Annotated in this window: 14 protein-coding genes and 2 pseudogenes; 11 read left to right on the forward strand and 5 right to left on the reverse strand. The window is 72.3% G+C overall.

Annotated elements, in window-relative coordinates:
• The first annotated feature begins 11 nt into the window (after nucleotides 1-11).
• Together ACIQJT_RS10045 and ACIQJT_RS10050 are read left to right on the forward strand one after the other, a co-directional pair.
• Nucleotides 12-977, forward strand: coding sequence for an ABC transporter substrate-binding protein (locus tag ACIQJT_RS10045; RefSeq protein WP_402641699.1), 966 nt, complete (start codon nucleotides 12-14; stop codon nucleotides 975-977).
• A gap of 193 nt (nucleotides 978-1,170) precedes the next feature.
• On the forward strand, nucleotides 1,171-3,609 hold the full coding sequence (locus tag ACIQJT_RS10050) for an FAD-dependent oxidoreductase (protein ID WP_402641702.1): 2,439 nt from the start codon (nucleotides 1,171-1,173) through the stop codon (nucleotides 3,607-3,609).
• Between the two features lie 123 nt (nucleotides 3,610-3,732).
• Here ACIQJT_RS10050 and ACIQJT_RS10055 read toward each other — a convergent pair whose 3' ends face one another.
• A complete protein-coding gene (locus tag ACIQJT_RS10055) occupies nucleotides 3,733-4,524 on the reverse strand; it encodes an IclR family transcriptional regulator (RefSeq protein WP_402641705.1) in 792 nt (263 codons plus the stop codon).
• Between the two features lie 32 nt (nucleotides 4,525-4,556).
• A pseudogene (gene purU / locus ACIQJT_RS10060) lies at nucleotides 4,557-5,428 on the reverse strand (formyltetrahydrofolate deformylase).
• Between the two features lie 209 nt (nucleotides 5,429-5,637).
• On the opposite strand from purU, the gene ACIQJT_RS10065 reads away from it, so the two are divergent.
• Nucleotides 5,638-7,743, forward strand: a complete 2,106-nt coding sequence (locus tag ACIQJT_RS10065) for an alpha-galactosidase (RefSeq protein WP_402641709.1) — start codon at nucleotides 5,638-5,640, stop codon at nucleotides 7,741-7,743.
• Nucleotides 7,744-7,842: 99 nt separating this feature from the next.
• Here ACIQJT_RS10065 and ACIQJT_RS10070 read toward each other — a convergent pair whose 3' ends face one another.
• Nucleotides 7,843-11,442 carry a LamG-like jellyroll fold domain-containing protein gene (locus tag ACIQJT_RS10070; protein WP_402642592.1) on the reverse strand — a complete coding sequence of 1,200 codons (3,600 nt, stop codon included), beginning with the start codon at nucleotides 11,440-11,442 and terminating at the stop codon, nucleotides 7,843-7,845.
• A gap of 398 nt (nucleotides 11,443-11,840) precedes the next feature.
• Between ACIQJT_RS10070 and ACIQJT_RS10075 the strand changes: the two genes are divergently transcribed.
• From ACIQJT_RS10075 to ACIQJT_RS10110, 8 genes and pseudogenes are all read left to right on the forward strand, one after another.
• Nucleotides 11,841-12,860 carry a LacI family DNA-binding transcriptional regulator gene (locus tag ACIQJT_RS10075; RefSeq protein ID WP_402641712.1) on the forward strand — a complete coding sequence of 340 codons (1,020 nt, stop codon included), beginning with the start codon at nucleotides 11,841-11,843 and terminating at the stop codon, nucleotides 12,858-12,860.
• Nucleotides 12,861-12,986: 126 nt separating this feature from the next.
• Nucleotides 12,987-13,232: pseudogene (locus ACIQJT_RS10080) on the forward strand (carbohydrate ABC transporter permease); the annotation flags it as partial.
• A gap of 62 nt (nucleotides 13,233-13,294) precedes the next feature.
• A complete protein-coding gene (locus ACIQJT_RS10085; RefSeq protein ID WP_402641715.1) occupies nucleotides 13,295-15,031 on the forward strand; it encodes an amylo-alpha-1,6-glucosidase in 1,737 nt (578 codons plus the stop codon).
• Nucleotides 15,032-15,044: 13 nt separating this feature from the next.
• Nucleotides 15,045-15,230, forward strand: coding sequence for a gamma-glutamyl-gamma-aminobutyrate hydrolase family protein (locus ACIQJT_RS10090; RefSeq protein ID WP_402641718.1), 186 nt, complete (start codon nucleotides 15,045-15,047; stop codon nucleotides 15,228-15,230).
• Between the two features lie 152 nt (nucleotides 15,231-15,382).
• Nucleotides 15,383-16,375, forward strand: coding sequence for a hypothetical protein (locus ACIQJT_RS10095; protein WP_402641720.1), 993 nt, complete (start codon nucleotides 15,383-15,385; stop codon nucleotides 16,373-16,375).
• A gap of 90 nt (nucleotides 16,376-16,465) precedes the next feature.
• Nucleotides 16,466-18,322: an HSP90 family protein gene (locus ACIQJT_RS10100; protein WP_402641722.1), complete on the forward strand. Its 1,857-nt coding sequence runs from the start codon at nucleotides 16,466-16,468 to the stop codon at nucleotides 18,320-18,322.
• Nucleotides 18,323-18,324: 2 nt separating this feature from the next.
• Nucleotides 18,325-21,252: a hypothetical protein gene (locus ACIQJT_RS10105; protein ID WP_402641725.1), complete on the forward strand. Its 2,928-nt coding sequence runs from the start codon at nucleotides 18,325-18,327 to the stop codon at nucleotides 21,250-21,252.
• Nucleotides 21,253-21,364: 112 nt separating this feature from the next.
• Entirely contained in the window at nucleotides 21,365-22,204 is an 840-nt protein-coding gene (locus ACIQJT_RS10110; RefSeq protein WP_402641728.1) for an endonuclease/exonuclease/phosphatase family protein, read from the forward strand.
• A gap of 18 nt (nucleotides 22,205-22,222) precedes the next feature.
• Here ACIQJT_RS10110 and ACIQJT_RS10115 read toward each other — a convergent pair whose 3' ends face one another.
• Both ACIQJT_RS10115 and ACIQJT_RS10120 read right to left on the reverse strand, forming a co-directional pair.
• Nucleotides 22,223-23,746: an aldehyde dehydrogenase family protein gene (locus tag ACIQJT_RS10115; protein ID WP_402641730.1), complete on the reverse strand. Its 1,524-nt coding sequence runs from the start codon at nucleotides 23,744-23,746 to the stop codon at nucleotides 22,223-22,225.
• Nucleotides 23,747-23,802: 56 nt separating this feature from the next.
• Nucleotides 23,803-25,083, reverse strand: coding sequence for a GAF domain-containing protein (locus ACIQJT_RS10120; protein WP_402641733.1), 1,281 nt, complete (start codon nucleotides 25,081-25,083; stop codon nucleotides 23,803-23,805).
• Between the last annotated feature and the right edge of the window lie 87 nt (nucleotides 25,084-25,170).

The following is a 25,170-nucleotide window of genomic DNA, read 5'->3' on the forward strand; positions in this document are numbered from 1 at the left end:
AGCACCACACGATGGCAAGACACTGGCGAGCCGGCGCGGCCGGCCTGGCCGTCCTCGGCCTCACCCTCACGGCCTGCGGCGGCGCGAAGGTCGGCGACTCCTCGGAGGCCGGCGGTTCGGGCGACTCCGGCAAGTGCGGCACCTTCAACCTCGCGGTCAACCCCTGGGTGGGCTACGAGGCGGACGCGGCGGTCGTCGCGTACGTCGCCGAGCACGACCTGAAGTGCAAGGTGACCAAGAAGGACCTCAAGGAGGAGATCGCCTGGCAGGGCTTCGGCACCGGCGAGGTCGACGCCGTCCTGGAGAACTGGGGCCACGACGACCTGAAGAAGAAGTACATCACCCAGCAGAAGACCGCCGTGGAGGCCGGCTCCACCGGCAACAAGGGCATCATCGGCTGGTACGTGCCGCCGTGGCTGGCCAAGGCCCACCCGGACATCACGGACTGGAAGAACCTCGACAAGTACGCCGCGAAGTTCAAGACCTCGGAGTCCGGCGGCAAGGGCCAGCTCCTGGACGGCGACCCGTCGTACGTCACCAACGACGAGGCCCTGGTGAAGAACCTGAAGCTGGACTTCAAGGTGGTGTACGCGGGCAGCGAGACCGCGCTGATCCAGGCGTACCGCAACGCCGAGAAGAACAAGGAGTGGGTGATCGGCTACTTCTACGAGCCGCAGTGGTTCCTCTCCGAGGTACCGCTGGTCAAGGTCGACCTGCCCGCGTACAAGTCGGGCTGCGACGCCGACCCGGCCAAGGTCGCCTGCGACTACCCCGTCTACGACCTCGACAAGATCGTCAGCGCCAGGTTCGCCAAGTCCGGCAGCCCCGCCTACGACCTGGTGAAGAAGTTCAACTGGACCAACGACGACCAGAACACCGTGGCCAAGTACATCGCGGTGGACAAGATGTCGCCGGAGGCGGCGGCGAAGAAGTGGGTCGACGCCAACCGCGGCAAGGTCGACGCCTGGATCAAGTAACCCCGCCCGAGAGGCCCGGTGGGCGGTGCGCGCGTGCGTGCGTGCCGCCCACCGGGCCCCGCCGTTTTCCGGGGTTGTCGCGGGACGTTCCCCGACGTCACGGGACCTCTTGACACCCACCGGCACGGCGGGCACATTGAGTTGCGCAGCCTGAATCGTGTTGCGTAAAAAGCAACTTACCGGAGGTGCGGCGATGGCGGGACCCCGAGTGGTCATCATCGGAGCGGGCGTCGTCGGAGCGGCCCTCGCCGACGAGATCTCCGCGCGAGGCTGGACCCGGGTGACCGTGGTCGACCAGGGACCGCTCCCGGCCACCGGAGGGTCGTCGTCGCACGCCCCCGGCCTGGTCTTCCAGGCCAACCCCTCCAAGACCATGACCGAGCTGGCCCGCTACACCGTCGAGAAGCTCTCCTCCCTCGACGTCGACGGACAGCCCTGCTTCCTCCAGGTCGGCGGTCTGGAGGTGGCGACCACCCCGGAGCGCGTCACCGAACTCCACCGCCGGCACGGCTGGCTCACCGCCTGGGGCGTCGAGTCGCGGATCCTGACCGCCGACGAGTGCGTCGAGAAGCACCCCCTGGTCAACCGCGAACGAGTCCTCGCCGGCCTGCACATCCCCACCGACGGCCTCGCCAAGGCCGTCCTCGCCGTCGAGGCGCAGACCCGCCGGGCCACCGAACGCGGAGTGACCTTCCTGGCCCGCCACGAGGTCCTCGACGTCCTGCGGGCCGACGGCGAGGTGACGGGCGTCCGCACCGACCGGGGCGACCTGGAAGCCGACATCGTCGTGTGCTGCGCCGGCATCTGGGGCCCGAGGATCGCCCGCATGGTCGGCATGAACCTCCCGCTCACCCCGCTCGCCCACCAGCTCGCCTGGACCGGCCCGGTCCCGGCGCTCGCGGGGCAGACCGAGGAGGCGGTGCGCCCGATCCTGCGCCACCAGGACGCCGACCTCTACTACCGCGACCGCCACGACACCCTCGGCATCGGCTACTACGGCCACCGCCCCATGCCGATCACGGCCGACGACATCCTCTCCTTCGACGAGGCCGAGGAGATGCCGTCCGTCCTGAAGTTCACCGAGGACGACTTCGCGGACGCCTGGACCGAGACGCAGTCACTGCTGCCCGCAACGAAGGACGCCAAGGTCGAGGAGGGCATCAACGGCCTGTTCTCCTTCACCACCGACGGCCTGCCCCTGCTCGGCGAGTCCCCGGACGTCAAGGGCTTCTGGGTCGCCGAGGCCGTCTGGGTCACCCACTCCGCCGGCGTCGGCCGGGCCGTCGCCGAATGGCTCGTCGACGGCCACTGCTCCTCCTTCGACCTCCACGAGTGCGACGTCAACCGCTTCGAGCCGCACCAGCTCTCCCCGGAGTACGTGCTGGCCCGCGACTGCCGCAACTTCGTCGAGGTCTACGACATCCTCCATCCGCTGGAGCCGTCCGGGGACCCGCGCCCGATCCGCACCAGCCCCTTCCACGCCCGCCAGCAGGAGCTCGGCGCCTTCTTCCTGGAGGCGAACGGCTGGGAGCGGCCGCACTGGTACGAGGCCAACGCGGGCCTGGTGGAAGGCCGTTCGATCGTCACCCCCAACGACTGGGCCGCCCGGTACTGGTCCCCGATCGTAGGTGCCGAGGCCCAGACCACCCGCGAGACCGTCGCGATGTACGACATGACGGCCCTCAAGCGCCTGGAGGTGAGCGGCCGGGGCGCGGCCGACTTCCTGGAGCGGCTGTGCACCGGCAAGGTCGCCAAGTCCGTCGGCTCGGTGACGTACACCCTGCTGCTCGACCACGACGGCGGCATCCGCAGCGACATCACCGTCGCCCGGCTCGCCCCCGACGTCTTCCAGGTCGGCGCCAACGGCAACCTCGACCTGGACTGGCTCACCCGCCACCTCCCCGCCGACGGAACCGTCCAGGTCCGTGACATCACCCCCGGCACCTGCTGCATCGGCCTGTGGGGGCCGCTGGCCCGGGACGTCCTCCAGCCGCTCGCGGACGAGGACTTCTCGGCGACGGGACTGAAGTACTTCCGCGCCAGGCGCGCCCACATCGGGTCCGTCCCGGTGACCGCCATGCGCCTGTCGTACGTCGGTGAGCTCGGCTGGGAGCTGTACACCACGGCCGACCTGGGCCTGAAGCTGTGGGACACCCTGTGGCGGGCGGCCCGGCCGCTGGGCGGCGTCGCCGCCGGCCGGGGCGCCTTCAACAGCCTCCGCCTGGAGAAGGGTTACCGCTCCTTCGGCACCGACATGACCTACGAGCACGACCCCTACGAGGCAGGCGTCGGCTTCGCGGTGAAGGCGGACAAGGAGGACTTCGTCGGGAAGGCGGCGCTGGAGCGCCGCGGGGCCGACGTACGGCGGAAGTTGACCTGCCTGACCATCGAGGACCCGCGGTCCGTCGTCATGGGCAAGGAGCCGGTGTACGACGGGCGGCGTGCGGTCGGCTACGTCACCAGCGCCGCCTTCGGTTACACGATCGGCAAGGGCATCGCGTACGCCTGGCTGCCGGCGGAGCTCGCGGTGACCGGGCGGGCGCTGCACATCGGTTACTTCGACCGGCGGGTGGAGGCGGTCGTGGCCGAGGAGCCGCTGTTCGACCCGGCGATGTCCCGTCTGCGGGGCTGAGCGGCAGCGCGGCGGACGGCGTCGGCGGGACGCCTGACGAGCGGGCCCCGGGGCCTGTGGCGTTCCGCGGGCCCTCAAGCGGCCCGGGACGGCCGGTGTCCGCCGCGCCGTGGACGAGCGGCGTCAGCCCAAGTGGCCCAGCCGGCGGCTGAGTTCGTCGGCGCCCTCCACCAGCACCGGTGCCAGTTCGTGCATCCGCTCCTCGGTGAGCCGGAAGGCGGGGCCCGAGGCGGTGAGGGCGGCGACGACCTTGCCGTCGCGGGAACGCACCGGCGCCGCCATGGCGTTGAGGCCCTCCTCGTACTCCTCCACCGTCATCGCCCAACCCTGCTCGCGGACCCGGGCCAGCTCGGTCTCCAGCTCCTGCCGGGAGGTCAGCGTGCGTGCCGTCATCCGTTCCAGTCCGGCCGCCGCGACGAGTTCCTCCCGGCGGCCGTCCGGGAGATGGGCCAGCAGGACCTTGCCGCTCGACGTGCAGTGCATCGGCGTCAGCCGGCCGACCCAGTTCTGCGCGGTGATGGCGGACCGGCCGCGCACCTGGTCGAGGTTGATCACATGGTGGGACTCCAGGACCGCGATGTTCATCGTCTCGCCCAGCTTGTCGGCGAGGCGCTCGCAGATCCCGCGGCCGTGCCTGGTGACGTCGATGCGCCCGGTGACCGCGCCGGCCAGCCGCACGATGCCGAAGCCGAGGCGGTACTTGCCGCGCTCGCCCTCCTGCTCGACCATCCCGTGCGCCTCCAGCGCGCCGAGCAGACGGAACGCGGTGGACTTGTGGACGTCGATCGCCTCGGCGACCTCACTGACCCCTGCCTCGCCGCGCTGCGCGAGGATCTCCAGCACGGTGACGGCCCGGTCGACGGACTGCACCCCGCCGCCGGACACGCCCCCGGACTCGGTGCCGTAGCTGCTCATGGCGGAACCCTATGCGAACGGATAGGCGCCGGTCAGCGGAAGACCACCGTGCGACGGCCGTTGATCATCACCCGGCTCTGACTGTGCCACTCCACGGCCCGGGCAAGGACCTGCGCCTCGACGTCACGGCCCAGGGTGACCAGACTCCCGGCGCTCTGGGCATGGTTCACGCGGATCACGTCCTGCTCGATGATGGGCCCCTCGTCGAGGTCCGGGGTGACGTAGTGGGCGGTGGCGCCGACGAGCTTCACGCCCCGCTCGTGCGCCTGGACATAGGGCCGGGCGCCCTTGAAGCTCGGCAGGAACGAGTGGTGGATGTTGATCGCCCGGCCCTCGAGCTGCTTGCCAGGTCGTTCGACAGGATCTGCATGTAGCGGGCGAGGACCACGAGGTCGATGTCCAGCCGGTCGATCAGGTCGAGCAGGCGCGCCTCCGCGTCCGCCTTGGTCTCCGGGGTCACCGGCACGTGGTGGAAGGGGATGCCGTAGCTCTCGGCGAGCGGGGCGAAGTCCCGGTGGTTGGAGACGATCGCCGGCACCTCGATGCCGAGCGCGCCGGTGCGCTGCCGGAAGAGCAGGTCGTTCAGGCAGTGGCCGTACTTCGACACCATGATCAGGGTGCGGGTCGGGGTGGTCGCGTTCCGCAGCTGCCAGGTGATCCGGTACGCCTCGGCGACCGGTGCGAAGCCGGACCGCAGCTCCTCCAGACCGGTGCCCGGGTCCGAGACGTCGAAGTGGACGCGCATGAAGAAGCGGTCCTGGAGCCGGTCGTCGAACTGCTGGCTCTCCTGGATGTTCCCCGAGTGCCGGACCAGGAAGCCGGTGACGGCGTGCACGAGGCCCGAGCGGTCCGGGCAGGACAGGGTGAGGACGAACTCGCGGTCGGAGTGCGGTCGAAGAGACACTGAGTCCTCCCGAAGGCTGCGCAATACGCAACAGTGCGACTGATACGCAACATGGTCCCGGCTGCGGCCACCCCCGGTCAAGAGCCGGCTCCCGGTACGGCGGCAGCGGAACGGGTGATGCTTGTACGACCGGTCACGGGCGTGTGAGGATCATGAACGGTCACCTCGTGCCCGTCCGGCACACCAGCCGTCCCGGAAGGGGAACCGCGTTGACCGCAGCCGCCGGCCCGCTCGGAGGATCACCGCTCTGGTCGCATCCGGGGCTCGGGCTGCACGCCGTCCTGGGTGCCTCCGGATCGGTCCGGCTGGGGACGCCCGGCCAGGACTGGGCCGCCCTGGTGCCCCTGGTCGAGGTCACCGCCACCGGGCACGGACGCCTGTGGTCGGGGGAGCGCTTCATCGAGACGGCGATCGGCGACCGACTGGCCTACCGCGACCACGGGACGGTCCGGGACGGAGACCGTGAGCGCACGACGATCCGGCTGGCGGACCCGGAGACGGGCCTGGCGGCCGAGGTGCTCCTGGAGACGGCGGCGGGCGCCGGTGCCCTGCGCTCACGGGTGCGTCTGGTCAACGAGGGGGTGGCGCCGCTGCGGCTGGAGAGCGTGAGCACCCTGGCCCTCGGCGGCATCACCGACCCGGACGGCGGCGTCGACGGACTGACGCTGCACTGGGCGGACAACGACTGGCTCGCCGAATGCCGTTGGCGCCAGGCACCCTTCAGGGAGCACATCGCCCCGCTGAGCCGGTTCGCGCACGGTCACGAGGGACGCGGCTGCTTCGAGCGCCACTCGCAGGGAAGCTGGTCCACCGGCCGCCACCTGCCGATCGGCGCGCTCACCGACCGCTCCGGGCGGACCTGGCTGTGGCAGATCGAGTCCAGCGCGGGCTGGCGCTTCGAGACCGGCGAACGCGAAGGCGCCGCCTACGCCGCCCTGTTCGGCCCCGACGACGCCCACCACCAGTGGTGGCACACCCTCGCGCCCGGCGAGGAGTTCGTCACCGTACCCGCGGTCCTCGTCCGCGGCGGGGCCGGTGGCCTCGACGCCGCCTTCGGTGAACTCACCGACCATCGCAGGCGGTTCCGCCGCGACCACCCCGACCACCGCGCCCTGCCGGTGATCTACAACGACTACATGAACACCCTCATGGGCGACCCGACCACCGGCAAGCTCCTGCCGCTGGTCGCGGCGGCGGCCAGGGCGGGCGCCGAGGTCTTCGTCATCGACGCGGGATGGTACGACGACGACGCCCAGGGCTGGTGGGACGCCGTCGGGGCGTGGGAGCCCGCCCGGGGGCGGTTCCCCGGCGGCATCCACGAGGTGCTGGACGCGATCCGGGACCACGGCATGGTCCCGGGGCTGTGGCTGGAGCCCGAAGTCGTCGGCGTGCGCAGCCCGTTGGCCCGCAGCCTGCCGCCCGAGGCCTTCTTCCGGCGCGGCGGCCTGCGCGTGACGGAGCACGGACGCCACCACCTGGACCTGCGCCACCCCGCCGCCCGGGCCCACCTCGACGCGGTGGTGGACCGGCTGGTCGGCGAGTGGGGCGTCGGGTACCTCAAGCTCGACTACAACATCAACAGCGGACCCGGCACGGAGCACGGCCCGGAGAGCCCCGGCGCCGGACTGCTCGGCCATCACCGCGCCCACCTCGACTGGCTGTCCGGCCTCCTGGACCGGTACCCCGGCCTGGTCCTGGAGAACTGCGGCTCCGGCGGCCTGCGCATGGACTACGCCCAGCTCTCCGTCGCCCAGCTCCAGTCCACCAGCGACCAGCAGGACCCCCTGCGTTACCCGCCTGTCGCCGCGGCCGCCGCCACCGCCGTCACCCCCGAACAGGCCGCGGTGTGGGCCTACCCGCAGCCCGGCCACACCGCCGACCGGATCGCCTTCACCCTCACCGGCGCACTGCTGGGCCGGGTCCATCTCTCCGGCTTCCTCGACCGCATGGACGACGAGCAGTTCGACCTCGTCCGCTCGGCGATCCGCGTCTACAAGGACATCCGGCCGGCGATCGCCGACGCCCGCCCCTTCTGGCCGCTGGGCCTGCCGGGCTGGGACGACGCCTGGATCGCCCACGGCCTGCGCGGGCACGGCTCCACGTACGTCACGGTGTGGCGGCGCGATCGGCCCGGCGCCCCGGCGAGCCGTACGCTCACCCTTCCCCATCTGCGGGGCGTCGAACTGCGCCCGCAGGTGCTCCAGCCCACGACGGCCGACGCCACGGCGGAGTGGGACCCGGTCGGGGGAGAACTGACCGTCGGTCTGCCGCGCCCCGACACGGCCGTACTGCTCGGGCTGGGCGTGTCGGCGTGAGCGACTTCTCGGGGTGCGACCCCGCGAACCCTTGACCGGAGCGACCTCGGGGACAGGTGCCGGCGGCGCCCCGGGGAGGCGCCGCCGGCACCGCTCACCTCACTTCACTTCCCGCGCGTAGGGCGCCACGGCGATCCGGTCGATCAGCGGCGCGTACCGGGAGCGGAGCAGCACCCCGGGGAAGGTGTCCGAGGCGTACGTCGTGCCGTCGAAGTTCGGCAGCTCCTCGGAGCGGAAGCCGATCGTGTTCCGTCCCTTCTTCAGGGTGACCGGGACGGTCAGCTCCCAGAAGTTGTTCTCGTGGAAGCTGTGCGGGAAGCCGACCCGGTGCGGCTCCCCGCCGTTCACGGTGATGTCGGCGTGGCGGGCCAGCGGGTCCGGGTTGTAGTGGGTGGCCTCGGACTGCTCCGGGTTGGAGTAGCGGATCCGCAGCGCGTACAGGCCGGCCCGGTCGGCCGTGACGGTGAACGTGGCCGTGTTGCCGTTGCCCGGGTCACCGCCGATGCCCGTGATCGCCGTGCCGTCGGTGGCCAGGGAGAGCGGGGTGAGCGTGGCCGAGCCCGCGAGCACGGCGTCCCGGGCCTCGTACGTCCGGGTCCTCAGGACGCCCTCGCTCGGCGTGACCGTGAGGCGGTCGACGACGGTGACGGACGAACCGCCCGTCACCGTCACCTTGTTGACGCCGCCGGAGAGGGAGACGGCGACGCTGCTCCGGTTCTTCGCCGGCCGCAGGACGTCGTGTCCGTTGACGGAGAGCCGGGCGCCGGTGCCGCCGAGGGTGTCGACGGCGAGGGTCGCTTCGCGGTCGGCGGGGGAGTACACCCAGAACGACGCCGTCTGGTCCTCGGCGAGCCGGACCCCGCTCGCGCCCGAGCCCGGCAGGTCGTAGACGGGCCGCGCCCCGCCGCCCGGCCAGGCCAGCTCGCCCTCGTACACCCGGGTGCCGGCCGTGGGACTCGGCAGGGACAGGGTGAGGCGGTCGACGACGGCGTCACCCTTCGTCACACGCTTGCCGTCGAGGCTCCGGGCGGCGAGGGTCAGGGTGTGCCTGCCCTTGGTGAGCCGCACCTCGGTGTCGGTGTGGTCCCACACCACCCACTTGTAGCCGAGCGGGAGGTACAACTCCTGTTCGCTGTCGGCCCGGCCGTCCACTCGCAGGAAGACGTTCGTGGGGCCCTGCTCCCTCACCTTGTCGAAGGTGTTGAGGGAGTTGGCGAAGACGCTCAGGTCGTAGGTGCCGTCCTCGGGCGCGTCCACGGTGAAGTCGAGCGTGACGTCCGAGCCGGTGCGCAGTCCGCCCACGTCGTAGCCGCCGGAGGTGTAGAACTTCGACACGTCGGAGGTGGAGCCCTCCGGGCCGTTCCTCGAGTAGCCGGACCTGGTGTGGGCGGCGTCCTCAGCCTCGTAGGAACCCTGCCAACGCACGGACGGGGACTGGGCGTCGCTCGCCTTCCCGGCCGGGGTGAGGACGATCTCGTACGCCGAGGACTCCTTCAGTTCCGGCAGCGCACCGTCACCGAAGTCGACGGTGACCGTCCCGTCGTCCGCGACCTTCAGGTTCGTCTCGGCGAGCAGCTCGGGGCCGGAGCTGTCGCCGACCTGTCCGCTCCACTCGATCTCCCGCACCCAGGCGTGCACACGGCTGCCGAAGAGCTTCTTCGGGACGCCCGCGAAGGTGATGTGGCCCTTGCCGGTGGAGCCGCCGAAGATCAGCCGGGCCTGCTTCTTCTTCTCGTCCAGCGTGGCCACGCCCTGCATCGTGTAGTTCTGGCCGGGGAACGGCGGGGTCACCGTCACCGTGTGCCCGCTCATCGAGGCGTACGAGTTCAGCAGCCACCACTGGCCGTTGCCGCGGTTGGACTGCACCGCTGAGTCGGAGAGGTTGCCGTCGATGTTCCAGTAGGCGATGTCGGCGTCCACCTTGGACTCCTCGATCGCGGAGACCCACTGGATCATCTGGCCGGGCACGGAGGTGTGGTAGTTGAAGGCGTACTCGTTGATGTTGACGGGGAGCCGGGTGCCCTCGCGGTCGGTGCCCTGGAACAACTCCTTCTCCCAGACCCGGTACTTGGCGACGCTCGCGCGGACCGCCTCAGGGTGGCTCAGCTCGTGCCAGGTGACGACGTCCGGGAGCGTCCCGGCGGCCAGGGTGTGAGTCAGGAAACCCTTCACCTGGTCGTACAGGACGCTGGTGTTGGGGCCGGCGATCCGTGCGTTCGGCATCCTGCCCTTGATGAGCCGGTAGGCGGAGTCCCAGGCGGCGAAGTAGTCGTCGGGGTCGCTGAGCCAGCTCACCTTGTCGTAGCTCCACTGACCGGTGCCGAACATGTTGCCCTCGGGCTCGTTGAACGGCACGAAGACCACGTTGTCCTGGTACCGCTCCGGCAGCTTCAGGACCTGGTCGACCTGCTTGGCGATCTTCTCCTCGTAGAGCCTGAGCTTCTCCGCGGGGGTGTCGCCCGGCCACTCGTAGGGGAAGCCGCGGTGGATGTCGGTCATGTAGACGTACACGTCGCCGTCGGTGGAGTCGGCGAGCGGCTTCACCACGTCCAGCGCGTCGGCGCCGGGGTGCTGCGGACCGTCCTGGGCCTTGGTGGAGACCGTGCGCAGGCCCATGCCCTCGATGAGGTTGCCGGTGGGGACGTCCGGTCCGTACACGCCGTAGAGGGTGCCGGAGGCGCCGCCGTGGAAGGCGCCGGTGTCCGAGCCGAGGTCGACGGTGAGCTCGCCCTCGCGGACCACGGTCACGGTCGCCCGCACCGCCCGTCCGGCCGCGGTCCCGGCCACCGTGAAGGTGCCGGGGCGGGCGTACTTCTCGGGCGGCACGGCGTCCCAGACGACAGGTGTGTCGCGGTCGTAGCCGTCGGAGAAGGCGGCGCGGACGGCGGCCGGGAGGGCCGGGGCGGTCCCGTCGGTCGTACGGACGTCGAAGGACGTCGTCGACAGGTCCCGGACGGTCGGCACGGTTCCGACCAGGCCGGCCACCTGTTCGGCGCTGAGCGCCGCGTGCCACACCGTGAAGTCGTCGACGGCACCCTTGAGCAGCGGGTCCGGGTAGAAGGACTTGCCTATGAAGCCGGCCGTCGTCGCCGAACTGCCCAGCAGGTCCCTGGCCTTGACGGCGGTCGGCGTCGAGGACACCGCCACCCCGTCGAGGTAGGTGGTGAGCCGGCCGGCGGCGGAGTCGAGGGTGACGGTGACCGTGCGCCACGCGTCCGCGGGCAGCGGCGCGTACCCGCGGACCTGGGCCTCGCCGCCGCCCCCGCCGGTGGTCACGGAGGTCTGGAACAGCCCGCCGCCGTTGTACGGCGTGCTGAAGAGGTACCTGGTGGTGTCCGTGCCCAGATCGAAGATCCGTTGCCAGGACGACGTGTCGCCGCTCCACTTCACCCGGGCGGAGACGGTCAGGTCGCTCGCGTCGCCGAGCACCTCGCGGGGCAGCCGGACGTAGGCGCCGTCGGAGGTGGGCGCCCCGCCGGGCAGGGACAGCGCACTGCCGCCGTCCGCGCCGGCCACGGACCGGGCCGTCGCGCCGTTGACCAGACTCGCCGTCAGGCCGTTGCCGGAACTGTCGGTGATCCTTCCGGATTCGAGGTCGTCCTGGTCGAAGGTGTAGCGGGCGGCGGGCCCGGGCGTCTCCGCCGCGTGCGCGGGCACGGCGGGCGCGGCCAGCAGGCCCGCGCCGAGGGCCAGCGCCATGGCGGCGGGCGCCCGGCGGCGCGTGGATCTGTCAGCGGATGACATGGCTATGTCCTCAATCGTCGCGTTGCGGATTCGGGTCGGCCCGTCTCGATCGCCGTCGAACCGATTCGATCCAGGCGGGTGCGGAGGCAGGGAACGCGTGCGGGGGAGAGGCGGGTGGAGCGGCTCTGCGACGGCATGCGCGGGTACGTCACCACGGGCGACCGCGCCGAACCGGTTCGGCGAAGCTAGCACCGGGACATCCGGCCAGCAATCCCTTCGACACGGTGACCTCGCCGCCACCCGGGGCTCCGCCAGGGACTCCGGCAGGAGTATTGACAGGCGTCTGGGCAGTTCCTACGTTCACTTCCACGCGAACCGGTTCGACAGCCGGTCGTCCGTCCCAAGGAGTCGCCGTGAACATCGGTGAGATCGCCCGACGGGCCGGTGTCTCGCGCAGCACCGTGTCCTACGCGCTGAGCGGCAAGCGCCCCGTGTCGGAGGACACCCGCCGGAAGATCCAGCGGATCGTCGACGAACTGGGATACCGGCCCAGCGCCAGCGCCCGCGCCCTCGCCAACGGCCGGACCAGCACCATCGGCCTGGTCTTCCCGCCCGCCGGGAACCACTACACGGGCATGCAGCTCGACTTCATCGGCAGCGTGGTGGAGGCCGCGGCGGCCCACGACTACGACGTGCTGCTGTCGCCCAGCGGCGTCGACAGCGACCGCTCCTTCCAGCGGCTGTTGGGGGAGCGCCGGGTCGACGGCGCGATCCTGATGGAGATCCGGCTGGAGGACGACCGGGCCGACCACCTGGCCGCGCTCGGGTTCCCCTCCGTCGCCATCGGCCGCACCGCCCACCCGCAGGACGGCTGGTACGTCGCCCTGGACCACACCGCGCTGGCGGCGGCCTGTGTGCACCATCTCGCCGACCTCGGCCACCGCCGGGTCGCCTTCGTCAACCGGCCCGAACAACTCCTGCGGACCGGCTACGAGTCGGCGCACCGCGGCCTGGACGGCTTCACCAAGGCCGCGGCCGAACGCGGGCTGACGGTCCGCACGTACTGCTGCGGGGACGACGCCGCCGCGGGCCAGGCCTGCGTGGAACGGATCCTGCACGACGACCCGGCCACCACGGCACTGGTCACCCTCAACGAGGCCGCGCTGGGCGGCCTGTACCGGGGGCTCGCCCAGGCGGGCCGCCATGTGCCGCGCGACTTCTCCGTCACCGGGGTCGTCGCCAACCGCTGGGCGGAGACGGTGACCCCGCAGCTCACCGCGGCCGACGTACCGGCCGCCCAGATGGGCCGGCTCGCCGTCGACCTGCTCGTGGAGCGGCTGGACCACGCCGACGCGCCGCCCCGGCAGCACCTCCTCACCCCACCGATCTCACTGCGGGCCAGCACCGGGCCCGCCGGGGTCCCGCAGACCTGACCGGTTCCCCCGGGCACTCGTCACACCGCCGCACGCCGGGACAACCACCGGCGTCGTCCGCGGTGCCCTCCCCACCGCGCGACCCACCGCCACGGCACCCGCATGCCGCACACCGAAGGAGCCCGCCATGCCGTGTCGCTGTTCGCGTTCCTGTGGTCCTGGTCCGACTTCGTCCTGGCCGGCACGCTCGTCAACGGCGGCGCCCACGAGCCGATCACCCTCGGCATCCACCCCTGCATCGGCAACAACAACCAGCGGTGGAACGTCATCACGGCCACCACCTTCGTCGCCTCCCTGCCGGCCGCGGTCTTCCTCGTCCTCGCCCAGCGCTACGTCGCCGCGGGCGTCACCGCCGGCGCGGTCAAGGACTGACCTCCGCGGTCCCCCGCCCGACGACCACCGACCGTCCCTGTTCGAGAAACGAGTGCCCCGACATGACCGCCGACCGCCCCGGCCCGGCCTTCTCCGTCCACGACATCCCGTTCAGCACGCACGGCTCCTGGTTCGGCATCTCCCCGGTGCTCGCGGAGCGGACCCGCTCCGAGGACCTCCACCTCGTCTCGCACCAGAACGGCATGCACGCCGTGCTGCGCCTGGTCCCCCTCGACCCCGCGACGGGCGAGCGGGCCGAGACCCTGGTCGAGGCCACCCCGGGCCTGCTCACCTGGACCGGCCCGGCCGGTCGCGTGGAGTGCGCCTACGAGACACCGGACACCGTACGGCTGCGCGGTGCGGGGATGCCTCTGCGGATCTCGGCGGTGGCCCGGACGCTGACCCCGTTCAGCGGCACCTACTTCTACCGCGAACCGGCAGCCGACGCCCATGTGTTCACGTCCTACGAGACCGGGCGCCGGTACCGGGTCACCCTGCTGTCGGGCACGGCGGCCGACGTGTTCGGCAGCCAGGCCCTGGGCAGCGCGGACCGCGGTGTCACCGTCTCCGCGGACGCGGAGGACGGTTGGGAGATCGCGGTCGAGGAACTCGACACCGCCCGCCCTCCCTACGCCTCTACGGCCGCCTTCGGGAAGGTCGTCGAGGCCGCGCGGAACGCCTTCGCGGACTTCGCCGACAGCGTGGCCCCGTGGCGATCGTCCACCACCCCGGCCGCCGAACTCGCCGCGTACGTCCTGTGGTCGGCGACGGTACGCCCGGCCGGTCTGGTCACCCGGCCCGGCGTCCTGATGTCCAAGCACTGGATGGACAAGGTGTGGAGCTGGGACCACTGCTTCAACGCCCTCGCCCTGGCTCCCGGCCGCCCCGGACTGGCCTGGGACCAGTTCCAGTTGCCCTTCGACCACCAGGACGGCAGCGGGGCGCTGCCCGACTCGGTCACCCACTCCGAGGTGCTGCGCAACTTCGTCAAACCGCCCGTCCACGGCTGGGCGTTCGGCCACCTGCGCCGACGGCTGCCCAGCCCCCCGGACCGGGCGGACCTGGCCGCGACGTACGACAGGCTGGAACGCTGGACGGAGTTCTGGCTCACCGCCCGGCGCGCTCCCGGCGCCGCCCTGCCGCACTACCAGCACGGCAACGACAGCGGCTGGGACAACGCCACGACCTTCGACCCCGAGCGCGTGGTCGTCACCGCGGACCTGGCCGCCTTCCTCACCCTCCAACTGCGCGAACTCGCCGCTCTGGCAGCCCACTTGGAGCGGCCGGAGGACGCCGAGCGGTGGACGCGTGCCGCCGGGGAGACACAGCGGGCGATGCTCGACGAGCTCTGGAGGGGCGACTGGTTCGTCGCCCGGGGCGTGGACAGCGGCGACACCTGGGGCACGTCCAGCCTCCTCGACCTGATGCCGATCGTGCTGGGCGAGCATCTGCCGGACGACGTCGGCGCCGTGCTGGCCGGCCGGATCGAGGCCCATCTGACCCCGTACGGTCTGGCCACCGAGCTGCCCACCTCGCCGCACTACCTCTCCGACGGCTACTGGCGCGGCCCGATCTGGGCCCCCGCCACGGTCCTCGTCGAGGACGGTCTGCGCCGCGGCGGGCACCTCCGGCTGGCGGACGAGATCAGCGCCCGCTTCCGCGCCCTGTGCGAACGGCACGGCTTCGCGGAGAACTTCGACGCGCTGACCGGGACCGGCCTGCGCGACCGCGCCTACACCTGGACGGCAGCCGCCTACCTCCTCCTCGCCGAGGCGCACGCCGAGCGCACCGGCCGGTGAGGGTCAGACCGGGGTGACGTCGACGGGTCTGCCCCAGCCGGCGATCTGCCGCGGCCTCCAGGCCGTGGACGTGGTCCTCGGCGGCACCCTGGAACAGCACATGGACAGCGACCACCGGCACCTCGTGCATCCCGTCACGATCCGGCGCGGCACCCTGCCGGAGCGGGCCACCGGCGCCGGGAAGACCGATGTCCCCTGATACCACCACCGACGCGTGGAACGCCCCGGCTGAACCCGTCGGCCCGGCGGGGGCCGAACCGTGCAGTCCTCGTGAAAACCCGGTGGAAGCGCTGTCGGTGGTGCCCTCTATGCTGCACCGGACGATCACGCGGGACCAGGGGAGGGCGCGGCATGTTCGGCAAGCTGTTCGGTGGGGGCCGGGAGAGACCGGAGGCGGATCCGTACGCCCTGCCCGTGCCGCGCAGACAGAAGAACGGGACGTACCGGCTGCGCGCCCTCGGGGACACGCGGGTGCTCGCGCTGGTGGAAGCGGCCGACGCCGGTGACTGGAAGGCGGTCAAAGCGGCCCTCGCTCCCTTCGACCTCGGCCACGAGCAGGCGGTCCTGGGGCAACTGGCGTACGTCGACGGTGTGGAGGAGTGGATCGTCCGGGCCGCCGAGGAGGACAGGGACGACAAGGAGCTCCGGGCGACCGCCCTGCTCATCTCGGGTGCGCGCCATGTCGCCTGGGGCTGGGAGGCGCGCACGTCCGCCCGTGCCGTGGACGTCAGCCGCGAGCAATGGCAGACCTTCTACGAGCGGCTGCGCATCGCCGAGGAGCACCTGCTGGAGGCAGCCGAGCTGCGGCCCGACTGGGTCACGCCGTGGCGCCATCTGCTCACCTCAGGACGCGGCATGTCCGTCGACGACAGCGTCAAGGAGGCCCGGCTCGCGGCCGGCCTGCGCCGTGATCCGCTGAACCTGGACCTCCACCTGGAATGGGTGTCGCAGCTCCAGCCCCGCTGGGGCGGAGAGCCGGGCCAGGCCCTGGAGTTCGCCCGCAAGGCCTTCGCCGGCGCACCCGACGGGCACCGCCTCGGCTGTGTCATCGCCATGGCACACATCGAGGAGTGGGTGGAGTCCGACGAGCGCGACTGTCTGCAGGACCCGCGGATCAGGACCGAGTTGCGGGAGGCCGCCGAGCGCAGCATCCTGCACCACGCGTACGAGCGCCGGCTGGGCTGGCAGGGCGACTACAACATGTTCGCCATGGCCCTCTCGCTGGCGGGCAGCAGCACCGCCTCCAATGTCTTCCGCGAGCTGGAAGGCGTGTTCACCGAGTGGCCGTGGACCTTCATGGCGGACCCGCAGAAAGCGTACGCGCGCTTCCGCAAGGCCTTCTGAGCCGTCGGCCGCCCCGCCCCGGCCGTCCACGGCCGGTCCCGCGGACCACCGCCCACCCCGCCGTCCCTTCCCTTCACCCCGGACTGCCCCATGCCCCTGCGTCACAACGCCGCCGAGCACGCGACCACCGACCGCACCTTCCAGGTCGACCTCCGCGGCCTCGTCGACCTCCTCTCCCACCACCTCTACTCCAGCCCCCGCGTCTACCTCCGCGAGCTCCTCCAGAACGCGGTGGACGCGCTGACCGCCCGGCACAGCCTCGAACCGGGCGCCCCCGCCGACGCGTTCGGCATCCGCCTGTACGCCGACGGCTCCGTGGTGCGCGTCGAGGACGACGGCGTCGGACTCACCGAGGCCGACGTGCACACCTTCCTCGCCACGATCGGCCGCAGCAGCAAGCGCGCGGAGCAGATCGCCGACCAACGCGCCGACTTCATCGGCCAGTTCGGCATCGGACTGCTCTCCTGCTTCCTGGTCGCCGACGAGATCCACGTCGTGAGCCGCTCCGCCCGCACCCCCGACGCACCCGCCGTGGAGTGGCGCGGACGCGGCGACGGCAGCTACACCGTCCGCACCCTGCCCGCCGCCACCCGCCCCCGCCCCGGCACCACCGTCACCCTGACGCCCCGCGCCGACGCCGGCGAGTGGACCCGCCCGGCCCAGGTGCACGCGCTGGCCCGCCACTTCGGCTCCCTGCTGCGCCACCCGGTGACCTTCGACGACGGCACGGCAGGACCCGGCGGCAAGGGCGCCCCCGTCAACCCCGAGCCCGCGCCCTGGGCGCTGACCCATCCCACCCCCGGCGCCCGTTCCCGCGCCCTGGCCGCCTACGGCGAGGAGGTCTTCGGGTTCAAGCCGCTGGACACCATCGAGCTGGACCTGCCGGCCGTGGGCCTGAAGGGCATCGCCTGCGTGCTGCCCGAGGCGGTACCGGCCGGCCGCCGTCACGGCCACCGCGTGCACGTCAAGGGCATGCTGCTGTCCGAGCAGGCCGAGGAGATCCTGCCCGACTGGGCGTTCTTCGTCCGCTGTGTCGTCGACGCCGAGAGCCTGCGCCCGACCGCGTCCCGCGAGTCCCTGTACGAGGACGACACCCTCGCCGCCGTACGCGACGCCCTCGCCGAGCACCTGCGCGCCTGGATCGCCAGGGCCGCCGCCAGCGACCCCGAACTCCTCGGCCGCTTCCTCCAGGTGCACCATCTGGCCGTGAAGTCGCTCGCCGTGCACGACGACGAGATCATGCGGATGCTGCTGCCCTGGCTGCCGTTCGAGACCACCGACGGGCACGCCACCCTCGACGAGTTCGCGCGCACCCACCGCACCGTGCTCGTCACGTCGAGCGTGGAGGAGTTCCGCCAGGTCGCGGCGATCGCCTCGGCCGCCGGACTCGGCGTCGTCAACGGCGGCTACACCTACGACCGCGCCCTGGTCCACCGGCTGCCCGAGGTCCGGCCCGAGGTCACCGTCGCCGACCTCGACCCGGCGACCCTCACCGCCCACCTCGACCCCGTCGACCGGGAGACCGAACTGGCCGCCGCGGCCTATCTCGCCCAGGCCCGCGACGCCCTCGCCGTCTTCGACTGCGATGTCGCGCTGCGCACCTTCCAGCCCGCCTCCGCCCCCGCCCTCCTCCTCGACAGCCGCGAGGCCCGGCACGAACGCACCCGCTCCCAGCTCGCCCGCGAGCAGCAGGGCGGTGTGTGGGGCGACATCCTCGGCGCCCTGCGCCAGGAGGCCCCGCGGGCCCAGCTCATCCTCAACCAGCTCAACCCGCTGGTGCGCACCGCCGTCACCATCGACGAGCCCGAACTGGCCCGCACCAGCGCCGAAGCCCTCTACGGGCAGGCCGCGATGCTGTCCCGCCGCCCGCTCAGGCCCGCCGAGTCGAGCCTCATCAACCGCTCCTTCCTCGACCTCCTCGCCCACGCCCTCCGCAAGGACCGCTGACGATGCCCACCCTGATCCAGACCACCGACGAGCTGTACCAGGCGCTCCAGGAGAACGACGAGCGCCCCTACGGCCGCACCCGCACCGTCACCGCCGAGGAACTCGTCGACGCCGCCGAGCAGTTCGGCGAGCCCGTCCCGCTCGTCCACGCCCTCCTCGAACTCCAGGAGGCGTACACCTACGGCTCCGAGCCGCGGAAGTCACCCGTCGTCTTCGCCCGTCTGCTCACCCTCTTCGACGAGCAGCCCGACGTCTTCGACGAGCGCCTGCGCCACATGATCTTCTGGCGCTTCAAGTGGGTGGGCCACGCCCTGCGCCAGGTGCCCGAGATACCGCTGACCAGCCTCCGCCAGTGGCTGGCCGAGATGCGCGACCGCTACGAGAAGGCCGGCCTCGGCCTCCAGCCCTACTACGGACAGGCGTACCAGCTCGCCGCCCACGTGGGGGAGGACACCGCCCTCGCCTACGAGCTGTGGGCGAGCCGCACCCGGACCCGGCTCAGCGACTGCGAGGCCTGCGAGATCTGCGAGCGCGCCCTGTTCCACCTGGCGGCGGGCGACGACGAACGGGCCCTGCGCACCTGGGAGCCCGTCCTGAACGGGAAGGAGTCCTGCCAGGAGGAGCCGGCCCGCTCCTTCTCGTACGCGCTGCTGCCCCTGCTGCGCACCGGTGGCGCCGAGCGGGCCCGCGAACTGCACCTCGCCGGCTACCGGGGCTGCCGCCGCAACCCCGCCATGTCCGGAGAGGTCGGCCGGCACCTGGAGTTCTGCGCCCTGACCGGCAACGAGGCCCGCGGTCTGGAACTGCTCGCCGAGAACCGGAACCTGTTCGACGAGGTCGACTCGCCCCTGGACCAGCTCGACTTCCTCACCGGCGTCGAGGTCCTCCTGCGGCGCGTCGAGCACCTCGGCCACGGCGACCTGCCCGCCGCCGGATACCCGGGCCGCACCTGGACGGTGGCCGGGCTGCACGCCGAGGTCCGGGGCCGCGCCGACGACCTCGCCGCCCGTTTCGACGCCCGCAACGGCACCTCCACCCACACCGACCGCCGCAGGGCCCGCCTCGACCGGGCTCCCCTCCTCGACGCGCTGGAACTGACCCTGCGCACCCGCAGCCTCGACGACGTCGCCCCGGCCGCCCCGGTCGCCGCGCCGGTCCTCCGCACCACGGCCGCCCTCCCCGAGGACCTGACCGAACTCATCGTCCAGGCACGGCAGTCGGAGCAGCAGGGCCACCCGGACGCCCGGGCCTGCTTCGCCCGGCTGCGCACGCTCGTCGCCGCCCGCGACTACACCCACCCCGACGACCCCGCCGTCGGCCCGCTGGTCCTGCTGCGCGCGGACCTGCTGGCCGACGAGGCGAGCGAAGCCGGCAACAAGGACCGGTTCGCCGAGGCCGCGGCCCTCCACGAGGAGGCCGCAGCCCTCTACGACGACGCCGCCGAGCCCGGCCACGCGGCGGTCTCCCGTGCCTGCGCCCTGTTCGCCACCGCCCAGATCCCCGGGGAGGAGGACGACGAGGCCCGGGCGGCCACGCTGACCGCCGCCCACGCGTCCCTCGTCCGCCTGCACGAGGAGACGCCCGGTCTCGCCCCCTACCAGGAGGCCCGCCTCCTGCGGCTGCGGGCGACCGCGCTCGGACTGCGCCTCCAGACCACGGGAAGCAAGGAGCACGTGGCGCCGGTCTTCGCCGAGGCGGACCTGCTGCACGCCTTCGCCACCCGGCACGACCTCGACGGGCAGATCTCCGGCGCCCTGCTGCTGCGGGCCAGCACGCACGCCATCTCCGGCGACCTGCCCGCCGCGGTCACCGAGATCGACGCCCTCCTCGACCGGCTCAAGGCGCACGGCCCGGCCTGGCACCTGCCCCGCACCCTCGGACTGCGCGCCCGCCTTCAGCTCGCGCTCCAGGACCCGCAGGCCGCGTACGCCGACCTCACCGAAGCCCTGCGCCGGGCCGCCGAATGGCCCGCCGACACGGTCGACCTCACCCGCCTCCACGGCGATCTCGCCGAGGCCTGCATGCATCTGGGCCGCCCCGACGAGGCCCTGCGGCACCTGACGCGTTCGGCGGAGACCAGCCTCCGCGACGGCGACCGCATCGACGCGTTCTGCACCTACAGCAACGCCGCACAGCTCAGCCTCGACCTGGGCCGCGTCGAGGACTGCATCGCCCTGCTGGACTCCCTGCTTACCGAACCGGACGTCGCCGCCGGAGAACTGGACGACCGGCTCGCCGCCCAGCTCCGCCTGACCCGCGCCCGCGCACTGCGCGCGGGGGAGGACACCAAGGCCGCCACGGCCGAGTTCGTCGCGCTCGCCGCCGAGTCGGCAGGCTGGGACGACGACCCCGGCAGCCACGCCATGATCGCCGCCGAGACGGCCGTACTCCTCGGCGAGTCCGGTGAGTTCGACTCCGCCCGCGAGGCCGCGAACCGGGCGATCGCCGCCCACGCCAAGGCGCCCCGCTACGAACTGCTCAGCAACTGCCTGCGCGAACTCGGCCGGCTCCAGGCACAGCAGCGGGGCGCCGACGGCCTGGCCGACGCCCTCGCCTACCTCGCCGACGCCGGCCGGGTCGCCGACGAGGCCCGCGCCGCCGGCTACGAGGCGGCCGGCCGGTCCCTGGACACCGCCCTGGCCTACGAGCACGGACGGGTCAACGCCTACGCCGGCGCGTACGAGGACGCGCTGGCCGCCCTGGAGAAGGCCCTGGCCCTGCTCGGCGAGCCGGGACCGGGGGACGACCGGGCCGGCGAGTGGGCCGAGTGCGTCCGCCTCGCGGGCGCCGTGGAGGGCATCTACCTGGAACGCCCCGCCCCCGCCCTCACCCGCCTCGACGCGGCGATCGCCCTCCTGACCGCCGCCGGCCACACCGAGGAGACCGAGTCGCTGACCTCCCTGGCGGCCCGGCTGCGCGACGAGGAGTGACACCGCGACCGGTCCGCGGGCACGGGTTCCCGTTCCGCGGGCCGGGCCGGGTGTCATAACCTCGGGAGGCAGACATCGGTGGCCCGGTGCATCCGTCCACGCTGAGGAGGCGATGGTGCTCGGAAAGGGCACGTGGTTGATCGTGGGGGCCATGATCGTGGCCTGGATGGTGCTCTCCGGTCCCAGTGCCCCGAGCGGCGCCCTCGACGCCGGATCGCTGCCCCCCGAACCGGTCCAGGACGTGGTGCCGAACCGGGTCATGACGTGGAACCTCTGCAACCCCTGCGAGACGGGCAACGACGACCGGGCCGCCGAGATCGCCCGCTTCGCGCCCCAGGTCGTCGGCGTGCAGGAGGCGTGCGTGGGCGACGTCGAGAAGATCCGCGACTACCTGGAGAACCTCCACGGTCTCGTCTACCACGTCGAGTACGGGGCGGTTCTGAAGAGCTGGGGCCGGTGCGGGGGAGCACCATGGAACCCGGGCGGCTACGGCGAGGCCATCCTCTCCGTGGCCCCGATGAGCGACGTCGTCACCGAGGAGTATCCCGACGGCGGCTCCGAGGACCGCGGGTACATGGCGGTCACCACCACGGTGGCCGGCCGGCCCGTCCGCGTCTTCAACACCCACCTCGCCGAACGGCGACAGGAGCCGGTCCGGGCGGAACAGGCCGGGGTGCTCGCCAAGGAGATCGCCCGGCACGAGCGCACCATCGTCATCGGCGACTTCAACGCCGTGCCGGACGCCTACGAACTGACCCCCCTGTGGAAACTCGCCACGGACGCCGACCCCGAGTGCCGCCCCGGCGGCGACGGCTCCTGCGAACCGACCACCGACTGGCAGAGCAAGTTCGACTACGTCTTCCTGCGCGGCTACGCCCCCGTCCGACACCGGGTCGACCCGAACCCGGTGTCGGACCACCATGTCCTGTACGCCGACGTGAACCCGGCGTAGGGGACGACCGGGGCCGGCCTAGAAGAACCCGAGCTTCTTCGGCGAGTACGACACGAGCAGGTTCTTCGTCTGCTGGTAGTGCTCCAGCATCATCTTGTGCGTCTCCCGCCCGATCCCCGACTGCTTGTACCCGCCGAACGCGGCGTGCGCCGGGTACGCGTGGTAGCAGTTCGTCCAGACGCGGCCCGCCTGGATCGCCCGCCCGGCCCGGTACGCGGTGTTCATGTCCCGGGTCCACACACCCGCACCGAGGCCGTACAGCGTGTCGTTGGCGATCTTCAGGGCGTCGTCGAAGTCGTCGAAGGACGTCACCGAGACGACCGGGCCGAAGATCTCCTCCTGGAAGATCCGCATGCGGTTGTCGCCCTCGAAGATCGTCGGCTGGACGTAGTAGCCGCCCTTCAACTCGCCGTCGTACTCGATGCGTTCACCGCCGGTGAGAACCTTCGCGCCCTCCTGCCGGCCGACGTCCAGATAGGAGAGGATCTTCTCCAGCTGGTCGTTGGAGGCCTGGGCGCCGATCATCGTGTCGGTGTCGAGGGGGTGGCCCGGCCTGATGAGCTCGGTGCGGGCGACGGCCGCCTGGAGGAACTCGGCGTAGTTGCCGCGCTGGATCAGCGCCCGGGACGGGCAGGTGCAGACCTCGCCCTGGTTCAGGGCGAACATCGTGAACCCTTCGAGGGCCTTGTCCCGGAAGTCGTCGTCCCGGGCCCAGACGTCGTCGAAGAAGATGTTCGGCGACTTGCCGCCGAGTTCCAGGGTGACCGGCTTGATGTTCTCCGAGGCGTACTGCATGATCAGCCGCCCCGTGGTGGTCTCGCCGGTGAACGCCACCTTCGCCACCCGCGGACTCGACGCGAGCGGCTTGCCCGCCTCCACCCCGAAGCCGTTGACGATGTTCACCACGCCCGGCGGCAGCAGGTCCGCGATCAGGCTCATCCAGTAGTGGATGGACGCCGGGGTCTGCTCGGCCGGCTTGATGACGACCGCGTTGCCCGCCGCGAGGGCCGGGGCCAGCTTCCACACCGCCATCAGGATCGGGAAGTTCCACGGGATGATCTGTGCGACGACGCCGAGCGGCTCATGGAAGTGGTACGCCACCGTGTCGTCGTCGAGCTCGCCGAGCGAGCCCTCCTGCGCGCGGATGGCTCCCGCGAAGTACCGGAAGTGGTCGATGGCGAGGGGGATGTCGGCCGCCAGCGTCTCGCGCACCGGCTTGCCGTTCTCCCAGCTCTCCGCCACGGCGAGCTTCTCCAGGTTCGCCTCCATGCGGTCGGCGATCCTGAGGAGGAGGTCGGAGCGTTCGGTCACCGAGGTCCGGCCCCAGGCGGGCGCGGCGGCGTGCGCGGCGTCCAGAGCCCGTTCCACGTCCTCGGCGGTGCCCCGCGCGACCTCGGTGAAGGACTGGCCGTTCACCGGGGACGGGTTCTCGAAGTACTGCCCGCGCGCGGGAGGCACGTACTCGCCACCGATGAAGTGGTCGTAGCGCGCCTGGTAGGAGACGATCGCGCCCTCGGTGCCGGGTGCCGCGTAACGGGTCATGCTGGCCAGCCTCCTTCAGCAGCGCCGCCCGCCGTTGGGCGGCTCTGCGCGTGAGGCTAGGAGCGCGGACGTTGCAACCACGTTGCCGCCGGCGCGGCCAGCTCCGACTCCAGCGCGGCCAGCCGGGCCCGCACGCTCGGCGTGGGCCGTACCGCCGCGAGTGCCCGCCACACCTCGATGTCGTCCTCGCCCCACGGCGCGTGTGCCCAGTCCGCCAGCAGGTCGGGGTCCCGGCGGGCCACCAGCGCCGTGCGCAGCCCGTCGGCGACCCGGCGCCTGAGCCGTACCACCGCCGGGGCCTGCGAGGCCGGCAGCAGCGGGCCGCCGTACCCGCGCGCCGCCGCCGTCACCGCCCCGCTCTCCAGCCGCCGCTCCACGACCGCCACGTCCGACTCCACCGGCACGGTCAGCCGGTACGGCCGCGAGGCCAGCAGCCCGGGCCCCAGGACCCTGCGCAGCCTGGCCAGTTCGGCCCGCAGCGTCACCGGCGTCACCGACTCGTCCTCGTACAGCGCGCACAGCAGCTCGTCCCCGGTCAGGCCCTCCGGGTGCCGGGACAGCAGCACCAGGATCTCGCTGTGCCTGCGGCTGAGCCTGATCCTGCGGCCGCCCGCGGCCAGCAGCGCCTCGTCCCGGCCCAGCGCGCTCAGCTCGGGCCTGTCCGTGGCCGGCTGCTGCGGCAGGAGCAGCGCGAGCTGGGACTCGGCGGCCCGCGCGACCGCCTGGACGAAGCCCAGGCTGTGCGGATGGGCGAGCCCGTCCCCGCCGGTGATGTCCACGGCCCCGAGCACCCGCCCGGTCCGCGGATCGTGCACCGGCGCCGCCGCGCAGGTCCACGGCTGCACCCGGCGAATGAAGTGCTCCGCCGCGAACACCTGCACCGGCCGGTCCACCGCGACCGCCGTACCCGGCGCGTTGGTCCCCACCGCGGTCTCCGCCCACCGCGCGCCCGGCACGAAGTTCATCCACTCCGCCTGCCGGCGGGTGCGCGCGTGACCCTCCACCCACAGCAGCCTGCCGTGCTCGTCGCACACCGCGAGCAGGTGCTCCCCGTCGGAGGCGAAGGTCCCCATCAGCTCACGGAACAGCGGCATGACCCGTGCCAGCGGATGCTCGGCCCGGTACGAACCCAGGTCACCGTCGCTGAGTTCGACGCTCGCCGTCCCGTCGGGCCCCACGCCGGCCCGCGCGGAACGCCGCCAGGAGTCGGCCACCACCGGCCGCACCGGCCGCTGCACCGTGCCCGCCTCGGTGAACGTCTCGTGTGCGCGCCGCAGCAGCCGGACCCGCTCGGCGGGGTCGGCGCCCGGCTCCAGGGCCACCCACGGATCGGTCAACTCGGCCTCCCGGAACGCGACGCGGCTGAGGACATCGTCACTCCCGGTACGCGCGCAAACAACCTCTTCGACCGGCATCACCCGAAC

The sequence above is a fragment of the Streptomyces sp. NPDC091972 genome (genome assembly GCF_044756385.1).
Classification (GTDB): Bacteria; Actinomycetota; Actinomycetes; order Streptomycetales; family Streptomycetaceae; genus Streptomyces.